27 protein-coding genes and 1 tRNA gene are annotated in these 23,626 nt (G+C 32.8%); 9 read left to right on the forward strand and 19 right to left on the reverse strand.

Annotation, left to right across the window (positions count from 1 at the left end):
- Positions 1–10 precede the first annotated feature (10 nt).
- Both ACP7AQ_RS08660 and ACP7AQ_RS08665 read right to left on the reverse strand, forming a co-directional pair.
- On the reverse strand, positions 11–640 hold the full coding sequence (locus ACP7AQ_RS08660) for a recombinase family protein (protein ID WP_426095168.1): 630 nt from the start codon (positions 638–640) through the stop codon (positions 11–13).
- A 152-nt stretch (positions 641–792) separates the two neighbouring features.
- A complete protein-coding gene (locus ACP7AQ_RS08665) occupies positions 793–1,104 on the reverse strand; it encodes a hypothetical protein (protein ID WP_426095169.1) in 312 nt (103 codons plus the stop codon).
- A gap of 113 nt (positions 1,105–1,217) precedes the next feature.
- Between ACP7AQ_RS08665 and ACP7AQ_RS08670 the strand changes: the two genes are divergently transcribed.
- The 3 genes from ACP7AQ_RS08670 to ACP7AQ_RS08680 all read left to right on the forward strand — a co-directional run bounded on the left by ACP7AQ_RS08670 (position 1,218) and on the right by ACP7AQ_RS08680 (position 4,153).
- Positions 1,218–2,318 (forward strand): DNA cytosine methyltransferase, encoded by a 1,101-nt coding sequence (locus ACP7AQ_RS08670; protein ID WP_426095170.1) that lies wholly within the window; start codon positions 1,218–1,220, stop codon positions 2,316–2,318.
- 259 nt (positions 2,319–2,577) lie between these two features.
- Complete coding sequence (locus tag ACP7AQ_RS08675; protein ID WP_426095171.1) at positions 2,578–4,005, forward strand: hypothetical protein; 1,428 nt, start codon at positions 2,578–2,580, stop codon at positions 4,003–4,005.
- Positions 3,998–4,153, forward strand: a complete 156-nt coding sequence (locus ACP7AQ_RS08680; RefSeq protein ID WP_426095172.1) for a hypothetical protein — start codon at positions 3,998–4,000, stop codon at positions 4,151–4,153. Before ACP7AQ_RS08675 ends, ACP7AQ_RS08680 begins: the two co-directional genes overlap by 8 nt.
- Positions 4,154–4,182: 29 nt before the next feature.
- On the opposite strand, the gene ACP7AQ_RS08685 is transcribed toward ACP7AQ_RS08680, so the two are convergent.
- Entirely contained in the window at positions 4,183–4,947 is a 765-nt protein-coding gene (locus tag ACP7AQ_RS08685) for a hypothetical protein (protein ID WP_426095173.1), read from the reverse strand.
- Between the two features lie 890 nt (positions 4,948–5,837).
- Between ACP7AQ_RS08685 and ACP7AQ_RS08690 the strand changes: the two genes are divergently transcribed.
- Positions 5,838–6,257, forward strand: coding sequence for a very short patch repair endonuclease (locus ACP7AQ_RS08690; RefSeq protein ID WP_426095174.1), 420 nt, complete (start codon positions 5,838–5,840; stop codon positions 6,255–6,257).
- A gap of 20 nt (positions 6,258–6,277) precedes the next feature.
- Here the strand turns inward: ACP7AQ_RS08690 and ACP7AQ_RS08695 are convergent, their stop codons facing one another.
- The 5 genes from ACP7AQ_RS08695 to ACP7AQ_RS08715 form a co-directional block, all read right to left on the reverse strand.
- Positions 6,278–6,541: a helix-turn-helix domain-containing protein gene (locus ACP7AQ_RS08695; RefSeq protein ID WP_426095175.1), complete on the reverse strand. Its 264-nt coding sequence runs from the start codon at positions 6,539–6,541 to the stop codon at positions 6,278–6,280.
- Positions 6,542–6,544: 3 nt separating this feature from the next.
- The gene (locus tag ACP7AQ_RS08700) at positions 6,545–6,787 is read right to left on the reverse strand and encodes a hypothetical protein (RefSeq protein ID WP_426095176.1); all 243 of its coding nucleotides are present in this window, start codon (positions 6,785–6,787) and stop codon (positions 6,545–6,547) included.
- Positions 6,788–6,823: 36 nt separating this feature from the next.
- Positions 6,824–7,228: a hypothetical protein gene (locus ACP7AQ_RS08705; RefSeq protein ID WP_426095177.1), complete on the reverse strand. Its 405-nt coding sequence runs from the start codon at positions 7,226–7,228 to the stop codon at positions 6,824–6,826.
- Positions 7,229–7,468: 240 nt separating this feature from the next.
- Positions 7,469–8,440: a HaeIII family restriction endonuclease gene (locus ACP7AQ_RS08710; protein ID WP_426095178.1), complete on the reverse strand. Its 972-nt coding sequence runs from the start codon at positions 8,438–8,440 to the stop codon at positions 7,469–7,471.
- Positions 8,440–9,528, reverse strand: coding sequence for a DNA cytosine methyltransferase (locus tag ACP7AQ_RS08715; RefSeq protein ID WP_426095179.1), 1,089 nt, complete (start codon positions 9,526–9,528; stop codon positions 8,440–8,442). Before ACP7AQ_RS08715 ends, ACP7AQ_RS08710 begins: the two co-directional genes overlap by 1 nt.
- Positions 9,529–9,781: 253 nt before the next feature.
- Here ACP7AQ_RS08715 and ACP7AQ_RS08720 point away from each other — a divergent pair, with 253 nt between their 5' ends.
- From ACP7AQ_RS08720 to ACP7AQ_RS08730, 3 genes are read left to right on the forward strand one after another with little or no spacing between them, the layout of a single operon-like run.
- The gene (locus ACP7AQ_RS08720) at positions 9,782–11,032 is read left to right on the forward strand and encodes a hypothetical protein (protein WP_426095180.1); all 1,251 of its coding nucleotides are present in this window, start codon (positions 9,782–9,784) and stop codon (positions 11,030–11,032) included.
- Positions 11,032–12,213 carry a hypothetical protein gene (locus ACP7AQ_RS08725; RefSeq protein WP_426095181.1) on the forward strand — a complete coding sequence of 394 codons (1,182 nt, stop codon included), beginning with the start codon at positions 11,032–11,034 and terminating at the stop codon, positions 12,211–12,213. The genes ACP7AQ_RS08720 and ACP7AQ_RS08725 overlap by 1 nt, the downstream gene beginning before the upstream one ends.
- 41 nt (positions 12,214–12,254) lie before the next feature.
- Positions 12,255–12,674 carry a GIY-YIG nuclease family protein gene (locus ACP7AQ_RS08730; RefSeq protein ID WP_426095182.1) on the forward strand — a complete coding sequence of 140 codons (420 nt, stop codon included), beginning with the start codon at positions 12,255–12,257 and terminating at the stop codon, positions 12,672–12,674.
- A gap of 133 nt (positions 12,675–12,807) precedes the next feature.
- Here ACP7AQ_RS08730 and mtgA read toward each other — a convergent pair whose 3' ends face one another.
- Entirely contained in the window at positions 12,808–13,554 is a 747-nt protein-coding gene (gene mtgA / locus ACP7AQ_RS08735; RefSeq protein ID WP_426095183.1) for a monofunctional biosynthetic peptidoglycan transglycosylase, read from the reverse strand.
- Positions 13,554–14,666, reverse strand: a complete 1,113-nt coding sequence (locus tag ACP7AQ_RS08740) for an NAD(P)/FAD-dependent oxidoreductase (RefSeq protein WP_426095184.1) — start codon at positions 14,664–14,666, stop codon at positions 13,554–13,556. The genes mtgA and ACP7AQ_RS08740 overlap by 1 nt, the downstream gene beginning before the upstream one ends.
- Before the next feature lie 235 nt (positions 14,667–14,901).
- Between ACP7AQ_RS08740 and ACP7AQ_RS08745 the strand changes: the two genes are divergently transcribed.
- The gene (locus ACP7AQ_RS08745) at positions 14,902–16,803 is read left to right on the forward strand and encodes an alpha/beta fold hydrolase (RefSeq protein ID WP_426095185.1); all 1,902 of its coding nucleotides are present in this window, start codon (positions 14,902–14,904) and stop codon (positions 16,801–16,803) included.
- Positions 16,804–16,864: 61 nt separating this feature from the next.
- Here ACP7AQ_RS08745 and accC read toward each other — a convergent pair whose 3' ends face one another.
- From accC to pdxA, 6 genes are all read right to left on the reverse strand, one after another.
- Positions 16,865–18,211 (reverse strand): acetyl-CoA carboxylase biotin carboxylase subunit, encoded by a 1,347-nt coding sequence (gene accC / locus ACP7AQ_RS08750; protein WP_426062805.1) that lies wholly within the window; start codon positions 18,209–18,211, stop codon positions 16,865–16,867.
- Positions 18,212–18,295: 84 nt separating this feature from the next.
- A complete protein-coding gene (gene accB / locus ACP7AQ_RS08755; RefSeq protein ID WP_426095186.1) occupies positions 18,296–18,775 on the reverse strand; it encodes an acetyl-CoA carboxylase biotin carboxyl carrier protein in 480 nt (159 codons plus the stop codon).
- Positions 18,776–18,798: 23 nt separating this feature from the next.
- The gene (locus tag ACP7AQ_RS08760; RefSeq protein WP_426095187.1) at positions 18,799–19,797 is read right to left on the reverse strand and encodes a beta-ketoacyl-ACP synthase III; all 999 of its coding nucleotides are present in this window, start codon (positions 19,795–19,797) and stop codon (positions 18,799–18,801) included.
- 170 nt (positions 19,798–19,967) lie between these two features.
- On the reverse strand, positions 19,968–20,162 hold the full coding sequence (gene rpmF, locus ACP7AQ_RS08765) for a 50S ribosomal protein L32 (RefSeq protein ID WP_007137315.1): 195 nt from the start codon (positions 20,160–20,162) through the stop codon (positions 19,968–19,970).
- Positions 20,163–20,171: 9 nt separating this feature from the next.
- Positions 20,172–20,714, reverse strand: coding sequence for a YceD family protein (locus ACP7AQ_RS08770; RefSeq protein WP_426095188.1), 543 nt, complete (start codon positions 20,712–20,714; stop codon positions 20,172–20,174).
- 85 nt (positions 20,715–20,799) lie between these two features.
- Entirely contained in the window at positions 20,800–21,849 is a 1,050-nt protein-coding gene (gene pdxA / locus ACP7AQ_RS08775) for a 4-hydroxythreonine-4-phosphate dehydrogenase PdxA (protein ID WP_426095189.1), read from the reverse strand.
- Between the two features lie 58 nt (positions 21,850–21,907).
- On the opposite strand from pdxA, the gene ACP7AQ_RS08780 reads away from it, so the two are divergent.
- Positions 21,908–22,495: a riboflavin synthase gene (locus tag ACP7AQ_RS08780; protein WP_426095190.1), complete on the forward strand. Its 588-nt coding sequence runs from the start codon at positions 21,908–21,910 to the stop codon at positions 22,493–22,495.
- A gap of 33 nt (positions 22,496–22,528) precedes the next feature.
- Here ACP7AQ_RS08780 and ACP7AQ_RS08785 read toward each other — a convergent pair whose 3' ends face one another.
- The 3 genes from ACP7AQ_RS08785 to mce all read right to left on the reverse strand — a co-directional run bounded on the left by ACP7AQ_RS08785 (position 22,529) and on the right by mce (position 23,569).
- Positions 22,529–22,756, reverse strand: coding sequence for a hypothetical protein (locus ACP7AQ_RS08785; RefSeq protein ID WP_426095191.1), 228 nt, complete (start codon positions 22,754–22,756; stop codon positions 22,529–22,531).
- A 195-nt stretch (positions 22,757–22,951) separates the two neighbouring features.
- Positions 22,952–23,025: transfer RNA gene (locus tag ACP7AQ_RS08790), tRNA-Ile, on the reverse strand.
- A gap of 142 nt (positions 23,026–23,167) precedes the next feature.
- The gene (gene mce / locus ACP7AQ_RS08795) at positions 23,168–23,569 is read right to left on the reverse strand and encodes a methylmalonyl-CoA epimerase (protein WP_426095271.1); all 402 of its coding nucleotides are present in this window, start codon (positions 23,567–23,569) and stop codon (positions 23,168–23,170) included.
- Positions 23,570–23,626 lie beyond the last annotated feature (57 nt).

The following is a 23,626-nucleotide window of genomic DNA, read 5'->3' on the forward strand; positions in this document are numbered from 1 at the left end:
TAAAGTACAATCAAATCATCTTTCTATTAACCATAACTTTTTTAACTTTAATAATTGTAGTACTGGATGCACCCGTGATTTCAGAAATTTCACGAATAGTCAGTCCTTTTTGTAATTTCTTTAGTACGGTTTGGTGACGTTCCAATAACTTCTCATCACTTTGTACGGCACCAGTCTTTCTACCGCTAAATTTTCCAAGTGCCTGTGCTATGCGAATTCCTTCCATAGAACGGGATTTTATTTGGTTCCGACTCATCTCACCGATGCTACCCATCACCGAAATAACTAAATTAGCCATTGGGTTTTCTTCACCATTATCCAAAAATGTCGAAAAACCTTCTTTAAGTGATTTCAGATTGATGTGATTTTTTTTAAAGACAGATATAGTATTTAAAATATCTAATAAATTTCTTCCCAGTCTATCTGTGGAATCTACAACCACCGTGCATCTTTCAGATTGGTTTGTTATAATATCGAACATTTTGACTGCTTCGGGTCTTTCCATAAATGGAATATTTCCTTGTATCCTTTCTACAAACAATCTTGAAGGGTCAAAACCTTCATGTGCTTTAAAGGACCCTATTTGCCTTGCAGAATTCTGAAAAATCGTTGACGTGCGAGAATAGAAGTAGTAAATCATATTATTGGGTATTTAGAGTTAATTTTGTTTTAGTTTTAGAGTCCAAATTATTTTAAAACATTATTGCTGGTTTTGCTTGGTTATATCTTAGATTTTTGCTTTAGAAAAGAACTATGGTCTAATTCTAAAACGGAGAAATCAAAAAAAAGGAATTACTTCCCTTCCACCCAATCGATAACTGGAACGAGCATATCACAATAGGCTCTTTCGAATGTTTTGACAGTTTCCCGTTTTTTATTAATAAACACAATTGTATAGTCATCGGCCCATCTTAGGCAAACTTTAACCCATCCTTGATGAGTAAGACCATTCACTTGAAAAGTTAAGCCACCTTGGTATTCTTCACTTTCTCCAATTGCTGCGAAATTTAATGCTCCCCAAGCCATCAGTGCTGAACGGTCCGCATATTGAATTTGTTCAAGTATTGTTTTAGCTATTTCCATTGTTTGTGTCGTTGTGCTCATATCTTAAATTGTTTGTACACCACGAGTGTACAAGGAAATTTGTTCCTGCGCCAGGTTTTATCAAATTATTTTCACTTTTTTTTAGCTCTGTATCCCCTTTAAACAGGGAGATAGTGGAAATAATTGGTTTTTCTCCAGTGCAAAAAATGTTCTTTTCCCCATGGCGTAATATTTATTATAAAACGATAAATATTATGAAAACGACCCAAAACAACAATGAAGGATTAAATGTCCTATCATTATTCGATGGCATCTCATGTGCCAAATTAGCTCTAAAAAAAGCTGGAATCAAAATCAATAAGTATTACAGTTCTGAAATCTGCCCAAATGCACTTGCTATTCAGAACTATCATTATAGTGGTGATACCAATCACATTCAATTAGGTGATGTACGTAAAATATATAGTTCCGACTTATGGGATGAAGTTGACCTAGTTATATTTGGTAGTCCATGCACAAATCTTTCTAGCATCAATCCTAGTGACAGAAGAGGTCTTAAAGGAACTGAATCAAGATTATTCTATGAAGCTTTAAAAATTCTGAGTGAAATTTATGTTTTTATGCCTTCTGGAAAAAAGCTTTATTTTTTAATGGAAAATGTAGCTAGCATGACTTCAAAAGACAGAGATATAATAACTAACGAACTTTCTCAAATATTTGGAAATATTCAGCTTGTTAAGATAAATTCGGCAGATGTGGCTCCAGCAAATAGAAGAAGACTTTACTGGACCAACATTCCAAATGTTGGAATTCCAGAACCAAAAGAAATTAAATACCATGACATTATAGTAAATGGCTATGTGGATAAAGAAAAAGCTAATGTTTTATTGGGTAGCAATATCACACTCACTAACGGAATTTTTAGATACTATAAAATGAATCTTGGCAACCTTATATATAAGGATAAAGAATTTGCAGACTTAACTACTGAACAAAAGTTATTGGAATATCCATTTATTCTAAACAAATCTGGTTATGTCGGGAAGTCTAGGTCAGCATTTGGTGAATATGATTTCCCAAATGGATGCTATCGTTTGCCTAGTATTCTGGAATGCGAAAGATTAATGACTATTCCAGATGGATATGTTGCCGATGTTCCAAATGTATCAAAAACCAATAAATTAAAAGCAATTGGATTGGCTATGACTGTTGATGTTGTGGCTGGATTATTAGAGAAATTAAAGGGGAATAATCTAATTCAATCAAATGTATAGATAAATTTTATTAAAAAACTAATAGCTATAACAAAATAATATATGTCGTATTAGTTGACTATCAAGTTGCTTGTTAGTATATTTAAAATAATCGATAGCAAACAAATATTAAAGTAATTTAAATTTTTAAAAGTATATAGATATCTATATATGTAGCTAGTAGATTACTTGGGTATCCAGAGGATAAATGGTAGGCATACCACCTCTGGTTTCTGCACCCAAAGCAGAAAAAATAACAAAGCAGAAATAAATATTAATCTTGAAAATTAACAAAAAGAACAATCAACAACTTGTTCACAAAAAAACAGCAACATCATACATTTCATTACCTAAAACTTTGGTTGATGATATTCAAAAATTAAATATTACAAAAACGGAAAAATCACATTCGTTTAAATTCGTTGGTATCCTACTTAGGGATTCATTTCAAGAATTCTGGGATGTTACAACACCAACACCTAAAACACAAACATATCTTACTAAAACATTTGATGATTATTATTTTAAATGGTTAAAGGTCTTAATCAATGAAAAGATAGTTGTAAGAAATGAATATTATTCAGCTGATAAGAATATCTGTTATAATTATTCAGTTTCACAAGAATATTTTAAAGATTTTAAAGTTTCTAAATCTTGTAATCTTTCAAATACACTATGTAATGAAAAAGAACATCAACCCTTATTAACAGTGGGATACAAGGATATTATTAAAAATATAACTGTATCAGATGGAATTCAGAACAGAAGGTTTATTGATGATATTACTACACTTAAAATTGATTATGACCGATTACAAAATATAGTTGATAAAAGAGTTTCCACACTATCTATATCGGAATTTAAAGTCAATGAGCAAATAAATCAATTGAGTGTTAGAATTTTTGCGCCAAATGGCAATTCATTTTTTATGAAAACAATTGATGCTATTGCCAAAGCTAAATTAAAAGGAATGAGCCTTATAAATGATAATGGAAGATTCCGTATTGCTGATGAAAACCAATTTATTCATAACAAAAAAGTGTCAATCAATTTAGCCTATACCGATTCAATCGAAAAAATGAGAATGGGTAGTTTTAGGGCAGCAAGAAACACAACAAATAATAGGCTAGATACCAACCTAACGAATATGTGTTCACTTCTAGTTGATGATATATGTGCCCAGAATAATTTGGTTCAGATTGACCTTAATAATTCACAATTTACAATACTATCACACATATTAAAAGACACCTTAAATACGCCAGATTACGACCGATTTAAAGCACTTTCTGTTTCGGGCAAACTATACGATTACATTGAGCTTGAACTAGGTTTAGAGACAAGAAAACAAGGTAAAAATGCAATGTTTGAAATTATGTTTAGTTCGAGAAAAAACAACACTTCTGGTAAGATAAAAATTAAAAATTTATTTAGTAGTGTTGTTAAATGGATTGATGATTTTAAAAAAGAAAATGGAGATAACACTTTCGCTATTATGCTTCAACTAAAAGAATCCAATATTTTTATTGATGGCATTTTACGACTCATTAAAACAAAAAAAATATTTTGCTTGACCAAACACGATTCATTAATAGTTAAAGAAAATGATATGGATATGGTATTAAAGATGGTTCAAGAATTTCTCAATAAAATTGACTTCGAATATAATTTATCAATCACCAAATCAGCCGATTTAAACAATGAATAATCTAATTAGCAACAGTATTGAAATAAAAAAAGGAGTAGACAATTGTACCAATATTTCATCATTTTATAATCCACCACAATTGAAACAAATGATTTCTTTGATTTCAATTTATAATGGGTATTCTTGGGCACTGGGCACTGGACACTAGCTCAAAACAGCAGTTAGTGGATGGATTTTTTATTTAAGTAAATTGCTGTTTTGTATTACTTTTGCAATTTCACATAATAAAACATCCGCAATACCAATACTTAATTGATAGGTGTTTATTACAATTTTTGTTTTTTCTTTATTCCAATGAATCCAATAAGGTTGGGTTTTCTTTTCTTTATCCGCATATATTTTTTCTGTGAAAGTAACATTGAAAATTTGTTCAATTTCATTATTTTGCTCAGATGCTTCAAAATATCCGACTCCCGATATAATTACAATTGGAAAACTTTGAAAGAAATCAGAAGTTAAGATATGTTTTTTTCTGAATGAAATTGATTCAGTACTAGCATTTGCTGTTACTTTACTTGGTGTTGAATTTACTTCTGTTATGAATGATTTTTCGTGGAAATTAATTAAGCTGTTTTGAGGATTATTATATATAAAGTTGATTAGCTTTTGATAATTCATCCACGTCTTACTTGTTCCCCAATTTTTCCTATTATCTTTTTTCAGAATTTGTCCTTTATATGGATATAAAGCTGAATATTTTTCAAAATTTCTTTCTATAATATTGTCAGAATTATATTCTTCAAGATTATTCCAATAATTAAAGTTATCTACAATTTCTATTTCATATTGCTCCGATTCTATTGATATAGCTGCTTCTTTTCCAATTATTAAAGTACTAGAATATGGATTTCCTGTTCCAATGTATTTGTATTCGTCAATTGAATTAGGAGTATTTTTTAAATCACTTAAAAAGTTTTTGAAGAGAGTCTTTTTATTTTCCAAAATTTATTTATGTTATTTGACATAGTAATTGTTTATGTTTTAGCTTGCCACTAACTTTGATGTATTTCTGAAAAAACATCCCAATTTACTCCCATCTGGATAGCTTGGTCTGACAAACTGCATCTTTATTTTTCTGCTAATTTATGCTATTATTTTTTACAGCAATTCAAATTGAATCTTATTTTTATGAATTTTAAATGTTATTTTAAAGCTTTGTGTCGATTGAAATATTACCTATCAAACATGTTAAATTCAGAGTTGAATAATGTTAACTAGAAAGTGGGACGGAGGAAGGGGCCTTCCCCCATCAAAAACAGGAATGAATTTTTAACATAAAAATTCTCGTTACCAGCTAGCTATGTACATAAATAGAACATCATTATACTAGCCCTTGATTATTCAAAAAAAATCGATTTATTGTTTTTTAAGACAAAATTCGAAAAAAATTTTTCCCAAAAAAAATGCGAAAAAAAATTGACTTCTCAACCTTTTACACGTACCATAAGGGACCACATCAGCCCGTTTCTGCTCCATTGATTCAAGTTGATTGCATTGCTAAAAGCTAGATATAATCTATACTGTGTGCAAGCCTCAGCCTAGTTCTAAAGAATTATTTATTTTTTCATGAGTGTTTGTGCTTTTGGAGCGATATTTATCATTAAACGAAGGATATGAAACTAAAGCTGACTGCTATACAAATGAGAATGTTACTCGATAAAATAGGTGTGCCTAAAGGTAAGGTGTTGACAACAACAGTTGGAATATTGGATAAAATTTATCAAAGCAAACAAAGTAATTTGCTGTACTAAATACCAAATTGGCAAATTTCTGAATATACATTCTTAATTTTATACCGACTACAATAAATTCTTTATTTCATTTCTTTTCAAATGGATAAGTTCTCAAAAGAAATAAGAAGCAAAATCATGCAAGCCATTAAGGGCAAGGACACAAAGGAAGAGATTCTTCTAGCTAAAACTTTGTGGCATCGAGGGCATCGCTATAGAAAAAATGACAAATCTGTTTTTGGCACACCAGACCTAACTTTCAAAAAGCCCAAAATTGCAATATTTGTTGATGGTGAGTTCTTTCATGGTTATAATTGGGAAGAAAGAAAAGATAAAATCCATTCTAATCGGGAATATTGGATTCTTAAAATTGAAAGGAATATAAAAAGAGATGCAGAAGTTAACCAATATCTTTTGGGTCATGGATGGAGAGTGGTTCGGTTTTGGAGTACATTCATTAAGAAAAATTTACAAGATTGCATCCAAATTATTGAACAGGAAATAAATGATTCTGACAGATGAGGTATTAAACTACCTCATCGCTAAATCACTTGGTTATCAACTAATGAAAAATTAAAATCTAAAAACAGTGAAAACTTAGCTAAGTAATCTATGCTAAAACTAAACTTACCGTTTTCTATTTTGGAAATTGTAGTTCGGTTTACGCCCATGATTTCTGCTAACTCATCTTGACTATAACCTCTTTTTTCTCTGATTCCACGAATATTCTGTCCCATTTTTAAGCGACAGTTATGAATGTAATTTTCAATTGAATCCTTTGCTAATTGAGAGTCTCTATTTACCATTTTTTACGCTTCCGTTATTTGTCTGGTAATGATTTCAATTGCTTCTTCTTTACTAACTGTATTGCCAAACTCTTGCAACGATTCATTATCTCTATAAACACCATTTCGGTCATTCCAACAAAGCCATTCTATTAAATCTAATCTTGACCAAGAATTTAATTCTGTTTCCAAAGCATCGTCTCTCAATTCCATCAGTTTATAGTATGGATGCTTTAGTTTTTCTTCTTCATTTATGAAAGTACTCATGATGATTGTATTTTGATTTTGTGGTTTTTGAATTCTTTATTCTGGGTTAACATATAAGGTTCCTAAGTGCTCTTTGCCATTTTTATCAACTTTTGTAAGATAAACATTGGTTTCAACTTCATTAATGCCATTTGTCAAATCTAAATTGATTTTTTGTTCATTGACACTAATCACTTTTCCATCTACTTGGGAATAGTCCGCTTTGTTTATGGTAACATAATGTCCAATTAAATCTTGAGTACTAACCTCAACTACTTCTAAATCATCTAAACGAACTGTATTTATTGGTGGAAAAGCTAAACCTGTGTTAAGTGCTTGAATGTCGGCTCTAGGTCCAGAGTCATCTTCAATCACTTCAAGGACCACATAAAATTGCTCTGGATTTTCTCCTTCTAGTGGAGTATGAAATTTTACTATTTGTCCTTGTTTATTTGGTTTCATATATTGATTTTTTTCTTCCTAAATCCTAAACAAATATAGGAAAATAATTAAACATGTGCAATATATTGAACATTTAATTAGTGATTTTAATGCAAAACATTAAAAGCTACATATCGCCCGTTTCTTCGTTTAAAACAAAACGACAGATAATCTTAACTACTGGAGGAGTGTTGGGCAAAATTTATCAAAATAATGAAGCAAATTTACTTAGTTTAACCAGCTTTAAATCATTAAAGAGATTTATGCTATAATCAATTGATTTGAAAAAAGGGAATGAGGTGCAGAAACTAAATTAATATCAAACTTTAAAGATGGCTCAATACGAGAACTTGCATTATGTATTCTAAAAGAGATTTGCCATCCTTCATTTAAAGTAACTAAAAGTGTTGTTTTAGAATTATCTTGGTAAACAACTTCAATTAGCCTATTTGGTAATTTCAACTTTTGAATTTTATATTTTGGCTTTATATTTTCAAAAGGTAGATTTAAAGTACCATGTAAATTATATGCCTGAATATCAACTTTATTCTTGCCTTTAATTACTTTATAAAAATCTTGTCTGCCAATCAGATATTGTAATAATTGTTCTGCTACAATTCCAGAATTTTCTTCATCCAAACGCAATAATTCTTTTTTAAAAGAATCTAGTATTGGGACATAAACCGAAATGTGATAATCTCCTAATGTGTCCCATTTTTGAGTTGCTTTACTAGCTGTTCGTAATCTAGCTAAATTATCAAAAATCGGATTAATTTCATTAAAATAATCAATTGAACATGGAATGCCTAACCATTCTTTACCAAAATCAATTTTATTAGACAAACGAGGATGCTTAACTGCTCTGTGATTATTTTTTGCAGATATCCCAATTTCCCACTTTTGTAATGACCTAATTGCTAAAACATCACGTACATCACCACTTTGACCTCTTTTGTCTGAAACAATTTCAAGTTGCAAAATATCATTCTCATTAATTCCGTTTGACAATCGTGGTTCAATGTCAAGAAGAAAATTAACAGCAAAACTAGCGACTAACCTATACTGACCTTGTTCTTTTTCATCAAAACTTAAAAAACATTTTTTAGCAGTTTTATATGGTTCATTGTCAACAACCGAAACAGTAGTTACAACTTTTAATCTTTCTAAAAATTCATTTAGTAAAGCATATTCAAATGCTTTACCGTTTATAGTTTGAGTTGAAATTTTTGCCATTATGCAGATATGCTATTTATGATTTCATTCATTTTTTCACGAACTACATTACCATCACTAATAATAGATGTTGATTTTAAAGTGATTTTTGTGGGTTTTACTTTGCTCAAATCTTTAAATATTTTTTGACCCAAAATTTTAGCCATATTTACAGGAACAGCATTTCCAATCATCTTATAACCCGCTACCACACTTTTATAATGGAAAACAAAATCATCAGGAAAAGTTTGGACTCTTGCACACTCACGAACACTTAATCTACGATATAAATTTTCTTTACCTCTTACAAACTCTCTTACATTTTGTTCTACAAGATTCATCTTTGGTGCTTGAGGATGAAGAGGAGCATGTCTTCCTCCTGCTTGTATAGTAAATGAAACTTCGTCCCAAGAACGAACTCTGTTTCTTGACATAAACATTGAAGAAAAACCTCCAATCATGTATTCGTGATTTTTTACTTTACATTTTTCACCATTGGTGTAATTACCCTCTTTAGCTGGTAAAACATTATTTTTTAAATCTCCAATTGCTTGTTCTAAAGTAAATTTATCTTTAGGAGTTATAGGTTTTGGAAATTGAAATTTTAAGCCTAAATCTTTTCTATAACCTATAAAAAAAACACGTTTTCTATCTTGTGGAATACCAAAATCAGAAACATTTAATAATTCAAATGATAAATTATATCCTATATCATCGAACATTTGTTTAATGTTTTCTAGAGCTTCTTTATGAGCAGGAACTAACATTCCTGAAACATTTTCTGCAAGAAAAAATTTAGGTTGCTTATCGGCAAGTATTCGCATAAATTCATAAAAAAGTTGTCCTCTTTTATCAGCAATACCTCTTTTAGAACCACCCTCTGACCAACTTTGACAGGGTGGACCTCCAATTATTCCATCGCAATCAGGAACTTCCTCGGAAGGAATATCAACAATGCTACGTTTATCTAAAATTGTATTTTTATGATTTTTTTCATATGTTTCCCATATTTCTTTATCGTATTCATTTGCCCATACAACATCAAAACCAGCCTTTTGGAATCCTAAATCAAGACCACCTGCACCTGCAAAAAAAGATACTATTTTCATCGTATTTAAACATTATAATTAAAAAATCAAAATTACTATTTTTACTAACAAAATAATAACTTAAAAAAATAAAAAGCTAAAATTCTGAAAATAATATCTGGATTTTGCATCATCCCTTTTCAGAAAATAAGACATTCAAAAAACAGCATTTAACAAGAATATAAAAATCATATTTTTTGTAATATTTTTTATCTTAATTACTTTAAGTAATAAAATTTAATTAAGTTTATATCTTAAAATTTAGTAATAGGAAATGGATAAGAAAACTGAAGGGGCGTGGTTGATAAACCATACAAAAAAATTATTTGATGTAAGGAATACTCAAGATTTTGAAGACATTGAAGAAGCGGGGAAATGTGGAATGTTCTTGTCTAGTTTGGCAGCTTCTCATAGTCAAAGCGAACTAAATAAAGAGAAGATAACAGCAATAGCTAAGGTTTCAAACCTTAAAAAAACTGAAATTGAATCAATTAAAGCTAAATTAGCTGAGGCACAACTTATAGACCTTGGGACTAATGGTTCTATTTCAGTATTGGGTATTACGACATCTACAGTTTTACAGCACACCACTGATATTTTTCAAAGCAGTAACCCCTCACGATACCAGCAAGCTGCGTTAGATTTGTCAGAAAACATTTCAGATTTACCTAAAAGTGGAATTATCCTTTCGGAATATATATCAGATACCTATCAATTAACAAGCACTGAAACTGCTGATTTATTTTCGCAATCTGAAGAAATTGGATTTGTTGATTTTGAAAAACTTGAGGATTCAACTAAATTTTATTTTAATGGTAACCTTTTTAGGCGAGGTGCAGCAACGAAAACTAATGCCGTTCTTAGTTCTTTAAGTGAAGATGAAATAAGAAAAGTTACAGAATTAGATGGAATCTTGCAAGTTAAAGGATGTGTTGACCTAGATTACGGCCAAACTATTTTAGGTATTCAATTATTATCCAAGTTGAATTCAATAGGAATGTATGACTTTAATGATGTAAGTAATCATAAAGAAACCAAAACAATTGTTACCAAGCCTTCTGCATTTGCAAAGTATGGCAATCCTTTTGAGGAAGATGCACTAGATTTAGCAAAAGCTTTTGTCGCTTCGTTATACTATGGTATGAATTTCAGTTCTGATGGACGAGGAAAAATTAATATGTTAAAACTTCTAATGCAAAAATTAGTCAATGGTCATGAAGTAGGTCCAGCAACAGCAATTGGACAAGATTATCAACTTTTAGAAATGAAACGAGTAATCCAATTAAGACAAAAACCTAATACAAACCTATTCTATATGACGCTTTTAAAAAGAGATATTGGAGAATTAGCAATGCAGGTTTTAGAGTTTGGAAATACAGATGAGCAGACATTAGTAGGTTCTATGCATTCTAGCAATGTGACTAATTATGTTGGTCCAGAACAAATTAGAACTTCAAACAGAAAGAAAGAAAATGAAAACTCAAAGAAATCGGTAGGTGACTTATTAAGAACATTTAGAAACTAATGGAAGACCAAAAAACAATTAACAAGGGAGAGCAGATGGAAGAGCTACTTAGAACCTATTTTTTAAATTTAGGATACTATGTTGTTAGGGGCGTGAAATATAGATATGAAGGATTAGATGTAACGGATGTTGACTTATATCTGTATGGTCGTTCATCAAGCCTAACAAGGGATAGAATTAACGTTGACATAAAAAACAAAAAATCACCACAAGCATTTGAAAGAATATTATGGGCAAATGGACTAAAAAAACTTTTAGGATTTAATTCCTGTATTGTTGCAACTACGGACCAAAAAGGGCTAACACATTCTTTTGGACAACTACATGACACACTTGTTTTAGATGGTGCTTTTCTTGGAAAACTAAGGAAACAAAGCTTACCTGAACGTCTCACGGAAGAAGATTTGCTACAAAAATTATCAAAATACAGAAGTTACAAAACTTATGACAATAAGGACTGGAAATTTCTTTATGAATCATCAAAATCAAGACTTTTAACTGAATTGGATTTTGCTGGGTTTAATGGCACTTTACTGCTTTTGCAATATTTTCTTGAAAAGGCATCTACTGATATTCAAAAAAGAGAAGATGCAACTAGAATGGTTTATTTAGTTTTATCTCATCTATTAATTATTATTGATTTCATTGTAAAAGATATTGCATTTTTAGAAATTTCAGACAAAGAAAAAAAACTGTCTGAGGGGTTCAATTTTGGAAATTTAGGTAGCGATGGGGTTGATAAAATATTATCAATAGCCATTCAAATATCTGGAAATAAATCTCAAAGTTCTATTGCAAAATCACTTGAAAACTCAGACACGGATATTCTTAAAGAGTTTTTTAGTAAAAATGAAATTGCAAAAAAATTATACAATTGGGCTAAAGAATTAGAAATAGCTGGATATAATCCAAATTTCATAAATCCAAATTCATTCGAACCAACTCTTAAAGGGTTGCTATCTGTTATTCTTGATTATTCTAAAATCGAACGAAGAAAGTTTTTCGAAGCTTACAATCATCCAATAGTTGTAGTGCCTACGATTGAAGTTTTAAAAACGGGAATAGACAAAGAAGGTAGCATTTCGAAAAAAACAATAATAACAAAGAAAATAATTCCTAATAAAGATAAGACATCAGGAACTTCAGATATTTTTTCAGATATTAAAGATAAAGATAATTAGCAAATAGTAAGTGTACTTATTAAGTGGATAAATGATAAAAAATGCTACATTTTGCAATTTTACATATTTATACTGTGCTGATTTTCAGATATAAAAATCAACACTGTCACTACTGGCAGGCAAGAGGTGATCGGTTCGAATCCGATATTCTCCACCAACAATACCAAGCCTTACAGCAATGTGAGGCTTTTTTTATTTTAAAGCCCATGTTTTATACTTATATTATTTTCTCTAAAACTTTGGATAAATACTACATAGGTTCTTGTGAAAATATTGAAAACAGACTTAATGACCATTTAAATAGTAGAAGCACTTATACAAAAGTGGCTAAAGATTGGATTCTAGTTTATTTTGAAAATTTTGATTCTCGGTCGTTAGCTGTACAAAGAGAAATGGAAATCAAAAAGAAGAAAAGCAGAAAATATATTGAATTTATAATATCAAAAAAATCATTTGAATAGAGTGTCCCGAAAGCTTTCGGGAAGGTGATCGGTTCGAATCCGATATTCTCCACAAAACAAAACCGTAAAATCTTTTAAGTAAGAGTTTACGGTTTTTTATTTTTAGAGATTGTATTTTCATACTTAATTCAAATTATTTTGGATATTCAATTTTTCCTACTTGACGCATCACGCGTACAATTTTTGCTTTTCGCCTGTTAATGTACGTGGAAGAACTAGTAGCCGAATATTTTCTTGGATTGGGCAAAATCGCTGCTATTCCTGCAGCCTGAATTAATGTTAAACTGGAAGCATCTTTTCGGTACCAATGTTCTGTGGCTGCTTGTGCTCCATAGACCCCATTCCCCATTTCGATACTATTCAAGTACACTTCCATGATGCGTTCTTTTCCCCAAATGATTTCAATCAGAACAGTAAAATACGCTTCAAGTCCTTTTCTCAAATAACTTCGGCCTTGCCAAAGAAATACATTTTTGGCTGTTTGTTGCGATATTGTGCTTCCACCTTTTATTCTTCGGCCACGTTCATTGCTTTTATACGCTTTTTGCATGGCCACAAAATCAAACCCATTGTGTTTTAGAAACGTTCCATCCTCACTGGCGATTACGGCTTTTTGAAGATTCATCGAGATATTTTCAATTGGTTCCCAGTCGTGGCTAAAGAATACTTCTTTTCCAGCAACCTTATTTTCAATTCCACGGATCACCATTAATGGGGTAAACGGAACGGGTACAAATTTAAAAAACACCACAAAAAACAAAGAGATTCCGACGAACCACAATACTATTTTGAGTAAAAAACGAGTTAGTTTGCTCATAAAAGAGGTTGGTTCTTTTTTAATGGGTTGTTTTGATTTCCTGGGCGTTATTTTTGTTGCCATTACACTAAATCTGCTAATTCTGTTCCAATTATACTTCCTATTGCCACTCCCATTCCACCCAATCGCACACCACAATAGACATTATCAGACAGTTGTGAAACGATAGGATTCTTACTATTGCCAATACCCATGATACCGCTCCAACGGTGTGCAATTTGGAAATCCTGATTCGGCAAAATTACTTCTTTTAATAATTGTTCCAATTTATTTTGGACAATTTCTGTTTGTCCAAATTCAGTTGTATTTTCCGTCTCAAAATCGAGGTTTCTGCCCCCGCCCAAAAGTATTCTATCGCCAATATTCCTGAAATAATAATACCCTCTATCCAAGTGAAAAGTCCCTTTTATATCTAAATTTTTAATCGGTTCTGTAATCAAAACTTGCGCTCTGGCAGGTTTAACCGCGCCATTTGTTAATGCATCAGCAAAACCATTTGTTGCAAATAGTATTTTTTGGGTACTAAAACTAAAATCACCAAGCGCAACTTCCATTTCATTTCCTTTGTCGAAATAGGAGGTAACAGTTTGTTGGTTTAGGATTAAGATATTTTTAGAAACCGCTTCTTTTAACAGCGCTTGCATCATATTTCCAGTATCTATTTGTGCTTCAAACGGATTGAAAACCAGATATTCCTGTATGCCACCAAACCCAAATCGATCAACTTCTTTGGCAAAAACATCTGCTCTAAATAGTGGTCTTAAAATTTCATTGATAAATGGTAATTTCCCAACACATTCACTGAAACAACTTTCGTCGTCTTTTAAAAACAACTCATATCCGCCATAGGGCTTAAAATCTATCGTGTCATCACCCAATCTTTTTCGCAACAAATGCAGGCCTTTCCATCGTTTTTGAACAAGATGAATGACTTCCTCTTCCGAGTGGGATTTTAAATCATCTATAATTTCTGAAAGACTTCCAAAACACGCAAAACCGGCATTTTTAGTACTCGCGCCTTGAGGCAACATTCCTTTATCTAATACTAAAATTTTGCTTTTTGGGAATCTTTCGCGCAAGCGTAATGCAGCATTCAAGCCCACAATCCCACTTCCTACAATCGTATAATCTACATCAGTAAACCAGTTTTTTAATTCCCAATAGCTCAAATCCATGTTCAAATTTTTTTATAAAAATAATAATTTTTTGGATTTATTCTGGATTTATTTCAGGAGCTAATCCCGCTATCCGTTACAATCTTTCTAGTCCTGAACTTGTTTCAGGATCCTGAAACAAGTTCAGGACTAGAAAGGATTTCCACTGCTATCGGGGCTAAAAAGCAAGTGTTAAAAACGAAAAAACATCAAATTAAATTGGCTAATTTTATCATTCGAAAAAACTATTTTTAAAATGAAAAAAGCACTGCTTATACCCTTATTAATGATGAGTTTAACTACTATGGCACAAAATATAATGACTCCAGAACTGCTTTGGAAACTAGGAAGAGTAGCTCCTTTAGGCATTTCCAAAGATGGAAAAAATGTAGTTTATAAAGTGACAACTCCTTCTGTTCAAGAAAATAAATCGGATACAAAATTCTACATTTTGCCCGTAAATGGTGGAAATCCAACCGAAGTAAAAGATACTAAAGACCTATTAAAAGACAAAAACAGTTCTCCTGACGGGAAATATATCGTTTACAATGAAGAAGTAAAAATCGAAAAAGTTCATGGAAAAGATTTTTATCCGGAACTGATAAAATCAGATGTTCAAATCTACGATGGGTTGAATTACCGTCATTGGGATACTTGGAACGAAGGCAAATTTAATCATGTTTTTTATAGAGAGAATAAAGATGGCGCCGTGGGAATTGACATTCTAAAAGGTGAAAATTTTGACAGTCCTCAAAAACCTTTTGGTGGCGATGAAGATTACATTTGGTCGCCAGACAGCAAAAGCATCTTTTATGTAAGCAAGAAAAAAGCAGGAACTGACTATGCTCTTTCTACCAACACCAATATCTTCGAATATAACTTAGAAACTGGAAAAACTATTAATAGGACTGAAGAAAACCTAGGATATGATACCGCTCCACAATTTTCTCCAACAGGAAATTTAACTTGGTTACAAATGAAACGAGACGGTTATGAGGCCGATAAAAACGATTTGATTGTTAGCTTTAAAGGAATAAAAATGAACCTCACAGCAAATTGGGACGGAACTGTAGACAATTTCATGTGGAGTGGTGACGGAAAAAAAATATTTTTTGTCGCGCCTGTAGATGGAACAAAACAGTTGTTTGAAGTTAATTTTCCGGGGATGATCAAAATAGCAATTACCGTTCGCCAAATCACTACGGGAGAATTTGATGTCAATGATCTGGTTGGTTTTTCCGGCGGTACCATTATCGTGACGAGAACCGACATGAATCATGCTGCGGAAATATTTTCTTATAATCTGAAGAAAAACACATGGAAACAACTGTCCAATGTCAATACAACAACCTATGCTTCTTTGGCGCTAAGCAAAACCGAAAGAAGGTATGTAACGACAACCGATGGCAAAAAAATGTTAGTTTGGGTGATTCTTCCTCCTAATTTTGATGCTTCTAAAAAATACCCAACGCTTCTATATTGTCAAGGCGGACCACAATCTCCGTTGACACAATTTTATTCGTACCGATGGAATTTACAGTTGATGGCCGCAAATGGTTATATTGTTGTGGCTCCAAACCGTCGCGGCATGCAAGGCCATGGCGTAGCATGGAATGAGCAAATCAGCAAAGACTGGGGCGGACAGGTAATGGATGATTACCTATCAGCGATTGATGACGTGTCTAAGGAAAAATATGTTGACGCAAATCGTTTGGGATGCGTTGGTGCCAGTTACGGTGGGTATTCTGTTTTTTATTTGGCTGGAATTCACAACAACCGATTCAAAACTTTCATTGCCCACGACGGCGTTTATAATACCCAAAGCATGTTTGGAACCACCGAAGAAGTATTCTTTAGCAATTGGGATTTTGGCGGTGCTTATTGGGAAAAAGACAATGCCATAGCTCAAAAAACTTACACGACATTTAACCCAATGACCAGTGTAGAAAAATGGAATAAACCTATTTTAATTATTCAAGGCGGAAAAGATTTTCGTGTACCAATAGGTCAAGGTCAAGAAGCTTTTCAAGCAGCACAAATGCGCGGAATAAAAAGCAGATTCCTGTATTTCCCAGAAGAAAACCATTGGGTGCTGAAACCACAGAATGCTCAGGTTTGGCAAGGAGAATTTTTTAAATGGCTGAAAGAAACTTTGTAGATTAAGTAAAAACAAAAAAACCTTGCATCCCTGCAAGGTTTTTACTTAAATGTAGTATTTTTTATTCGGGATCGTTCATTTTGAAAGTATCCATAAATGCAGTGGTATAATCTCCGGAAATATAACGAGGATCATCCATTAACTGTCTGTGGAAAGGAATAGTAGTTTTTATACCTTCGATAACAAACTCATCTAAAGCTCTTCTCATTTTACTGATTGCTTCCTCGCGAGATTGAGCTGTAGTAATAAGTTTTGCAATCATTGAATCATAATTTGGCGGAATAGTGTACCCTGAATATACATGAGTATCTAAACGAACTCCATGTCCACCTGGCATATGCAATGTTGTTATTTTTCCTGGAGACGGACGGAAATCATTATAAGGATCTTCCGCATTGATACGGCATTCAATAGCATGCAATTGAGGCAAATAATTTTTTCCTGAAATAGCAACCCCTGCGGCTACAAGAATTTGTTCACGAATTAAATCATAATCAATAACTTGTTCTGTAATAGGATGCTCTACTTGGATACGAGTATTCATTTCCATAAAGTAGAAATTACGGTTTTTATCAACCAAAAATTCTACAGTTCCAGCACCTTCATATTTAATGTATTCAGCTGCTTTTACAGCTGCTTCACCCATTTTAGTACGCAATTCATCTGTCATAAATGGTGAAGGCGTTTCTTCTGTCAATTTTTGATGACGTCTTTGTACGGAGCAGTCTCTTTCAGAAAGATGACACGCTTTTCCATAAGAATCGCCTATAACTTGAATTTCAATATGACGAGGCTCTTCAATTAATTTCTCCAAATACATTCCGTCATTCCCAAAAGCAGCTGCGGATTCCTGACGTGCACCTTCCCATGCTTTTAACAATTCCTCTTCTTTCCAAACGGCACGCATCCCTTTTCCACCACCACCAGCAGTTGCTTTCAGCATTACTGGATAACCAAAATCTCTTGATAATTGTAAGGCTTGATCATACGACTCTAAAATACCTACTGAACCAGGAACGCAAGGAACTCCTGCTTCAATCATAGTTGATTTTGCGGAGGCTTTGTCTCCCATTCTATCAATCATCTCTGGAGATGCTCCAATAAATTTGATCCCATGTTCCTGACAAATTTTTGAAAATTTAGAATTTTCAGAAAGGAATCCGTATCCTGGATGTATTGCATCTGCGTTTGTAATTTCGGCAGCGGCAATAATATTTGACATTTTTAAATAGGATAAGTTGCTTGGAGGAGGCCCTATACAAACCGCTTCGTCAGCAAACTTTACATGAAGACTTTCGGCATCAGCAGTAGAATAAACAGCTACTGTTTTGATCCCCATTTCCTTACATGTTCTAATTACGCGTAACGCAATTTCCCCTCTATTTGCAATTAATATTTTTTTAAACATCTTATTTTAAATTTAAAATTTAAAATTCCAATAGTCAAAATTCAATTTGGAATTGGAATTTTGACTATCGGAATCTCAAAAATATTATGACGGATCTACTAAGAATAAAGGTTGGTCAAATTCAACTGGTGACATATCATCAACCAGTATTTTTACAATTTTACCAGAAACTTCAGATTCAATTTCATTAAATAATTTCATGGCTTCGATTACACAAAGAACGTCACCTTGAGCAATTGTTTTTCCTACTTCAACAAACATTGGTTTATCCGGAGACGGTTTTCTATAAAAGGTTCCGATGATTGGTGATTTTATAGTAATGTAGTGAGAATTTTCTATTACTGGAACTTCGGGTGCAGCTGCCACCGGCGCAATTTGCTGTGGCGCTACCACTTGTTGAAGAGCTGCTTGAGCAGGCATTTGTTGAACATACGTGGTTTCTGTTACATTCCCTTCTAAAGTTGTTCTGATAGTGATTTTCACATCATCCATCTCTAACTTAACTTCTGCAACTCCTGAATTTGCTACAAACTTGATTAGATTTTGAATTTCTTTTAAATCCATAATTATTTGTTTTTAGTTTAAATTTATTTTTTATCGTATGCCCATTTTAGATAAATAGATCCCCATGTGAATCCACCTCCAAAAGCGGCCAAAATTATCGTGTCTCCTTTTTTCAATAAATGTTCGAAATCGCTGAGTACTAATGGTAAAGTTGCAGATGTGGTATTTCCGTATTTTTCGATGTTCATTAAAACCTTAGAATCTTCTAAATTCATTCTGTTGGCAGTAGCATCAATAATACGTTTGTTGGCCTGATGAGGAACCAACCAATCTACATCTTCATTCGTCAAATTATTTCTTTTCAAAATTAATTCGCTTGAATCTGCCATATTGGTCACCGCATATTTAAACACTGTTTTACCGTCTTGGATAATATTGTGTTTGTTATCTTTTACTGTTTCAAAAGAAGTTGGGTGAAGCGATCCACCGGCGTCGATTTTCAAAAAGTCTCTGCCTATTCCGTCACTGCGTAAGTACTCGTCTTGCAATCCTAAACCTTCATAATTGGGCTCAAATAAAACTGCACCCGCACCATCACCAAAAATTATACAGGTTGACCTGTCAGTGTAATCAACAATAGAAGACATTTTATCAGCTCCAATCAATAGTACTTTTTTATATCTTCCTGATTCTACATAAGCAGCGGCAGTTGACATTCCAAATAAGAAACTGGAACATGCAGCCTGTAAATCATAAGAAAAAGCATTTGTTGCTCCAATTTGAGTGGCAACGTATACTCCTGTTGAAGCTACCGGCATATCCGGTGTTGCGGTTGCCATTATCAATAAATCTATTTCCAAGGGATCTATATTCGCTTTAGCTAATAAATCTTGCGCGGCTTTTATAGCCAAAAAAGAAGTTCCTTTGTCTACATCTTTAAGGATTCTTCTTTCTTTTATTCCTGTACGAGAGGTGATCCACTCGTCATTGGTATCAACCATAGCTTCGAGCGCTTTGTTCGTTAGTACAAAGTCTGGAACGTAGGCTCCAACAGCGGTTATTGCGGCTGTGATTGTATTCATCGTATGCGTTTATTTCTTGTCAAATGTTCCCATTTGAAATTTTTTAAAAGACCTGAAAATTACAAAAAAAATTCCATTCTCTTTGATTTGGAACTTCTTATTTAATTAAATTATAGACAACAAAAAAACTCTCACGATGTGAGAGTTCGAATATCATTTACAAAAATGTATTAAGCAACAGCTACAGACTTATCTATAACAACTTGCCCTCTGTAATACATTTTACCTTCATGCCAATACGCTCTGTGATATAAATGTGCTTCTCCAGTGATAGGACAAGTAGCGATTTGTGCTACAGTAGCTTTGTAATGTGTTCTTCTTTTATCTCTTCTTGTTTTGGAGATTTTTCTCTTAGGATGCGCCATTTTACTATATTATTTATCCGTTAATAGTTGCTTTAATTTGTCCCATCGCGGGTCAATATTTTCTTCTTCTTTATTTTCTACTTTTTCTTCCTTGATTGTAAGTTCATTGAGCTTAGTCAAAGCTTCTGTTTTTAAGCTTCCGTCTTTTATACCGGGATGAACCCGTCTTAGAGGGACTGATAACACAATCATTTCATAGATATATTGTGCAATATCTATCTCAAATTCCCCATGAGGTAAAATCAATAATTCCTCATTGTCATTATTATATTCTTCACCAAAACGAACTACTAATTTCATCTTACCTTTTATTGGCAGATCGAAATCTTCACTGGTAAGATCACAAGGTACATTTACGGTACCTTTATGCTTAAAATTCAACTCTAACAGCGTACTTTTTTTCTCTAAAACTACATTTACTTTGATATTTGAATCTTGATATTCGTTATAATCAAAGATTTCAAAGAACGCATTACTGATTTGATACTCAAAATGATGTTTCCCTAGCTTTAATCCTATAAAAGGAATTAAATATTCTTTTGTGTTCTTCATTTCAACAACAATTTGCCCCTAAACTTCGGGAGTGCAAAGATATAAAATTATTGCAAATCTAATAATGTTATTCACTTTTTTTTGTTCACAACTGCTTTTCTTTTGTTTTCAATGGTTTTGCACTGATTTCGGCATATTGATTTCTTGAATGGTAAATATCTATCGCCAGATATACCGCCTCTTTGAACGAGTTGAAATCCGCTATCCCTTTGCCCGCTATATCGTAAGCGGTACCATGGTCAGGTGAGGTTCTAATTTTATTTAAACCCGCAGTGTAATTTACTCCTTTACCAAAAGATAATGTTTTAAAAGGAATCAATCCCTGATCGTGATAGATAGCGATAACCGCATCATAATTATCGTATTGGTTATTACCAAAAAAGCCATCTGCTGGAAAAGGCCCAAAAACCATAGTTCCTTTATCAAATATCTTTTTTAAAGCCGGTTTTAGTATCAAATCATCCTCTGTACCAATAACACCACCGTCGCCACAATGCGGATTTAACCCCAGCACCGCAATTTTAGGCTTATTAATACTGAAATCCTGAATCAAAGACTGTTTGACTGTTTCAATTTTTTTCTTAATCAATTCTTCCGTAAGATGAGAAGCCACTTCGCTTAAAGGAATATGATCCGTCATTAACCCTACTCTCAAATTATCCTGAACCATCAACATAAGTGCATTTCCCTCTAATTCTTGGTCTAAATAATCCGTATGTCCTGGAAACTTAAATCCCTCAGATTGAATATTGTATTTATTTATTGGCGCAGTTACTAGCAAATCGACAAGTCCGTCCTTTAAAGCTTTGGTTGCAGCAACAAAGGATTTTATTGCATATTCTCCCGCTTTTGGATCACTTACACCCGGACTCAAATCAACTCCTTCCCGCCAAACATTCAAGACATTAATTTTTCCAGGAACAATTTGATCCAGTTTATCAATACCGTGCAGCAAGGAAGTTGATTGAAAACTTTTTTTTACAAAGGACAACAACTTCACATTCGCAAAGATAACAGGAGTACACAATTCTAACATTCGAGCATCCTCGAATGTTTTTAAAACAACCTCGCTTCCAATACCGTTTAAATCTCCAATAGAAATTCCTACGATTATATTTTCTGCTTTTTTCATCATGACATACCGTTATTTATTGCTAATTTTGAAGTGCAAATTTAGTAAAATAAAACAAGAAATGTTTACAGGAATTATAGAAACCCTTGGCACCATCCAAGAAATAAAAAAAGAGAACACTAACGTGCATATCACAATGAATTCATCAATTACCAGCGAACTTCAAATAGATCAAAGTGTCGCTCATAACGGGATATGTCTCACTGTTGTTGCTATAGAAGACAGCTCCTACACCGTAACTGCCATAGCAGAAACGATAAAAAAAACAAATTTATCGGATTGGAAAGTTGGCGACAGTGTTAATCTGGAAAGAGCAATGAAATTAGGTGACAGACTTGATGGCCATATCGTTCAAGGTCATGTGGATCAAACAGGAATTTGCATCATTGCTGAAGCAACTGACGGAAGCTGGCTGTACACATTTGAATACGATGAAAGCCTAAACAACATTACTATCGAAAAAGGGTCAATTACAGTTAATGGAGTAAGCTTGACAGTGGTAAACTCAGCGAAAAATCAGTTTAGTGTAGCGATTATCCCTTACACGCATGAACATACTAATTTCAAAAATTTTGATGTTGGCACAAAAATTAACCTTGAATTTGATGTAATTGGAAAATATGTTTCCCGATTGTATGCCAACAAATAATCAAGTCTATTCTTTAAAACAAAAAACTCCAATTCAAATTGGAGTTTTTTGTTTTAATTTAAAGCTGTAAATGATGTAAATTCCAAGCAACAAAGCAATCAACATCAGTATTAAAATATTTTCATCAATAGGTAATCCAGGAGGCGGAGGTGGCCTTCTTCTTCCAAATGGAGAAGGCGGCGCTTGATTGGCTGCAAAAGCATTAGAAATGCCTATTACAAAAATCATTAAGGAAAAAAAAACGATTTTAAAAAACTTCATAAATTTTGCAAAATAAAAGAGAAATTATTCTTACTGATTAATTTTCAGTAAGATAGAATTTTCTGTAAAATAAACACATAGTTCTAACAAAAACAACATTACTCTTAATAAAAGCATCTTTTTTGATAAAAAAAGCGCTTAAGCCTACTGTAAATAAAAAAATCTTTCAAAAATTTGAAAGATTTTTCTTTAATGTGGTCCCACCTGGGCTCGAACCAGGGACCACCTGATTATGAGTCAGGTGCTCTAACCAGCTGAGCTATAGGACCGGTTTAGAGTGTGCAATATTACCACTATTTTTCATTTGCTCCAAATATTTTGGACTTAGATTTTAAGATAGTTCAATTATTAACTTATTTTCCACAGAAACCAACTGACTACTAACATACTACCTTGATGTCTATATTTAAATTATTTTATTTCCTGACACAATTCAATTAAGACACCATTGGTGCTTTTAGGATGCAAAAATGCAATTAACTTATTATCAGCACCTTTTTTTGGAGTCTCATTCAAAACTATAAATCCTTCTTTTTTCAAACGTGCTATTTCTGAAACAATATCCTCAACATCAAAAGCAATATGATGAATTCCTTCCCCTTTTTTTTCTAAAAACTTAGCAATAGGACTTTCTGGGTTAGTTGCCGCCAAAAGCTCAATTTTATTTGGTCCATTCATAAAAAAAGAGGTAGTGACTCCTTCCGTTTCTACATCTTCAAATTTGTATGCCGGAGCGCCAAAGAGTTTTTCGAAAATTACATTAGAAACTTCTAAATCCTTAACCGCGATCCCAATATGTTCTATTTTTCTCATCATTTATACTATTAATTCAACCTTGGTTTCAAATTCATAAAGCACACAAACTGCAAT

The sequence above is a fragment of the Flavobacterium sp. DSR2-3-3 genome (genome assembly GCF_049896585.1).
In the GTDB taxonomy this organism is placed as follows: Bacteria; Bacteroidota; Bacteroidia; order Flavobacteriales; family Flavobacteriaceae; genus Flavobacterium.

What these genes read in the sequence shown, in the direction of transcription:
- rpmF (WP_007137315.1), bottom strand. Translation starts at nt 20,162, where the DNA reads ATGGCGCATCCTAAGAGAAAAATCTCCAAAACAAGAAGAGATAAAAGA.
- ACP7AQ_RS08725 (WP_426095181.1), top strand. Translation starts at nt 11,032, where the DNA reads ATGGAAGACCAAAAAACAATTAACAAGGGAGAGCAGATGGAAGAGCTA.
- mce (WP_426095271.1), bottom strand. Translation starts at nt 23,569, where the DNA reads ATGAGAAAAATAGAACATATTGGGATCGCGGTTAAGGATTTAGAAGTT.
- ACP7AQ_RS08770 (WP_426095188.1), bottom strand. Translation starts at nt 20,714, where the DNA reads ATGAAGAACACAAAAGAATATTTAATTCCTTTTATAGGATTAAAGCTA.
- ACP7AQ_RS08705 (WP_426095177.1), bottom strand. Translation starts at nt 7,228, where the DNA reads ATGAAACCAAATAAACAAGGACAAATAGTAAAATTTCATACTCCACTA.
- pdxA (WP_426095189.1), bottom strand. Translation starts at nt 21,849, where the DNA reads ATGATGAAAAAAGCAGAAAATATAATCGTAGGAATTTCTATTGGAGAT.
- ACP7AQ_RS08660 (WP_426095168.1), bottom strand. Translation starts at nt 640, where the DNA reads ATGATTTACTACTTCTATTCTCGCACGTCAACGATTTTTCAGAATTCT.
- ACP7AQ_RS08740 (WP_426095184.1), bottom strand. Translation starts at nt 14,666, where the DNA reads ATGGATTTGAGCTATTGGGAATTAAAAAACTGGTTTACTGATGTAGAT.
- ACP7AQ_RS08690 (WP_426095174.1), top strand. Translation starts at nt 5,838, where the DNA reads ATGGATAAGTTCTCAAAAGAAATAAGAAGCAAAATCATGCAAGCCATT.
- ACP7AQ_RS08745 (WP_426095185.1), top strand. Translation starts at nt 14,902, where the DNA reads ATGAAAAAAGCACTGCTTATACCCTTATTAATGATGAGTTTAACTACT.
- ACP7AQ_RS08780 (WP_426095190.1), top strand. Translation starts at nt 21,908, where the DNA reads ATGTTTACAGGAATTATAGAAACCCTTGGCACCATCCAAGAAATAAAA.
- ACP7AQ_RS08665 (WP_426095169.1), bottom strand. Translation starts at nt 1,104, where the DNA reads ATGAGCACAACGACACAAACAATGGAAATAGCTAAAACAATACTTGAA.
- ACP7AQ_RS08785 (WP_426095191.1), bottom strand. Translation starts at nt 22,756, where the DNA reads ATGAAGTTTTTTAAAATCGTTTTTTTTTCCTTAATGATTTTTGTAATA.
- ACP7AQ_RS08720 (WP_426095180.1), top strand. Translation starts at nt 9,782, where the DNA reads ATGGATAAGAAAACTGAAGGGGCGTGGTTGATAAACCATACAAAAAAA.
- ACP7AQ_RS08730 (WP_426095182.1), top strand. Translation starts at nt 12,255, where the DNA reads ATGCTACATTTTGCAATTTTACATATTTATACTGTGCTGATTTTCAGA.
- ACP7AQ_RS08715 (WP_426095179.1), bottom strand. Translation starts at nt 9,528, where the DNA reads ATGAAAATAGTATCTTTTTTTGCAGGTGCAGGTGGTCTTGATTTAGGA.
- mtgA (WP_426095183.1), bottom strand. Translation starts at nt 13,554, where the DNA reads ATGGCAACAAAAATAACGCCCAGGAAATCAAAACAACCCATTAAAAAA.
- ACP7AQ_RS08710 (WP_426095178.1), bottom strand. Translation starts at nt 8,440, where the DNA reads ATGGCAAAAATTTCAACTCAAACTATAAACGGTAAAGCATTTGAATAT.
- ACP7AQ_RS08695 (WP_426095175.1), bottom strand. Translation starts at nt 6,541, where the DNA reads ATGGTAAATAGAGACTCTCAATTAGCAAAGGATTCAATTGAAAATTAC.
- accC (WP_426062805.1), bottom strand. Translation starts at nt 18,211, where the DNA reads ATGTTTAAAAAAATATTAATTGCAAATAGAGGGGAAATTGCGTTACGC.
- ACP7AQ_RS08760 (WP_426095187.1), bottom strand. Translation starts at nt 19,797, where the DNA reads ATGAATACAATCACAGCCGCAATAACCGCTGTTGGAGCCTACGTTCCA.
- accB (WP_426095186.1), bottom strand. Translation starts at nt 18,775, where the DNA reads ATGGATTTAAAAGAAATTCAAAATCTAATCAAGTTTGTAGCAAATTCA.
- ACP7AQ_RS08680 (WP_426095172.1), top strand. Translation starts at nt 3,998, where the DNA reads ATGAATAATCTAATTAGCAACAGTATTGAAATAAAAAAAGGAGTAGAC.
- ACP7AQ_RS08700 (WP_426095176.1), bottom strand. Translation starts at nt 6,787, where the DNA reads ATGAGTACTTTCATAAATGAAGAAGAAAAACTAAAGCATCCATACTAT.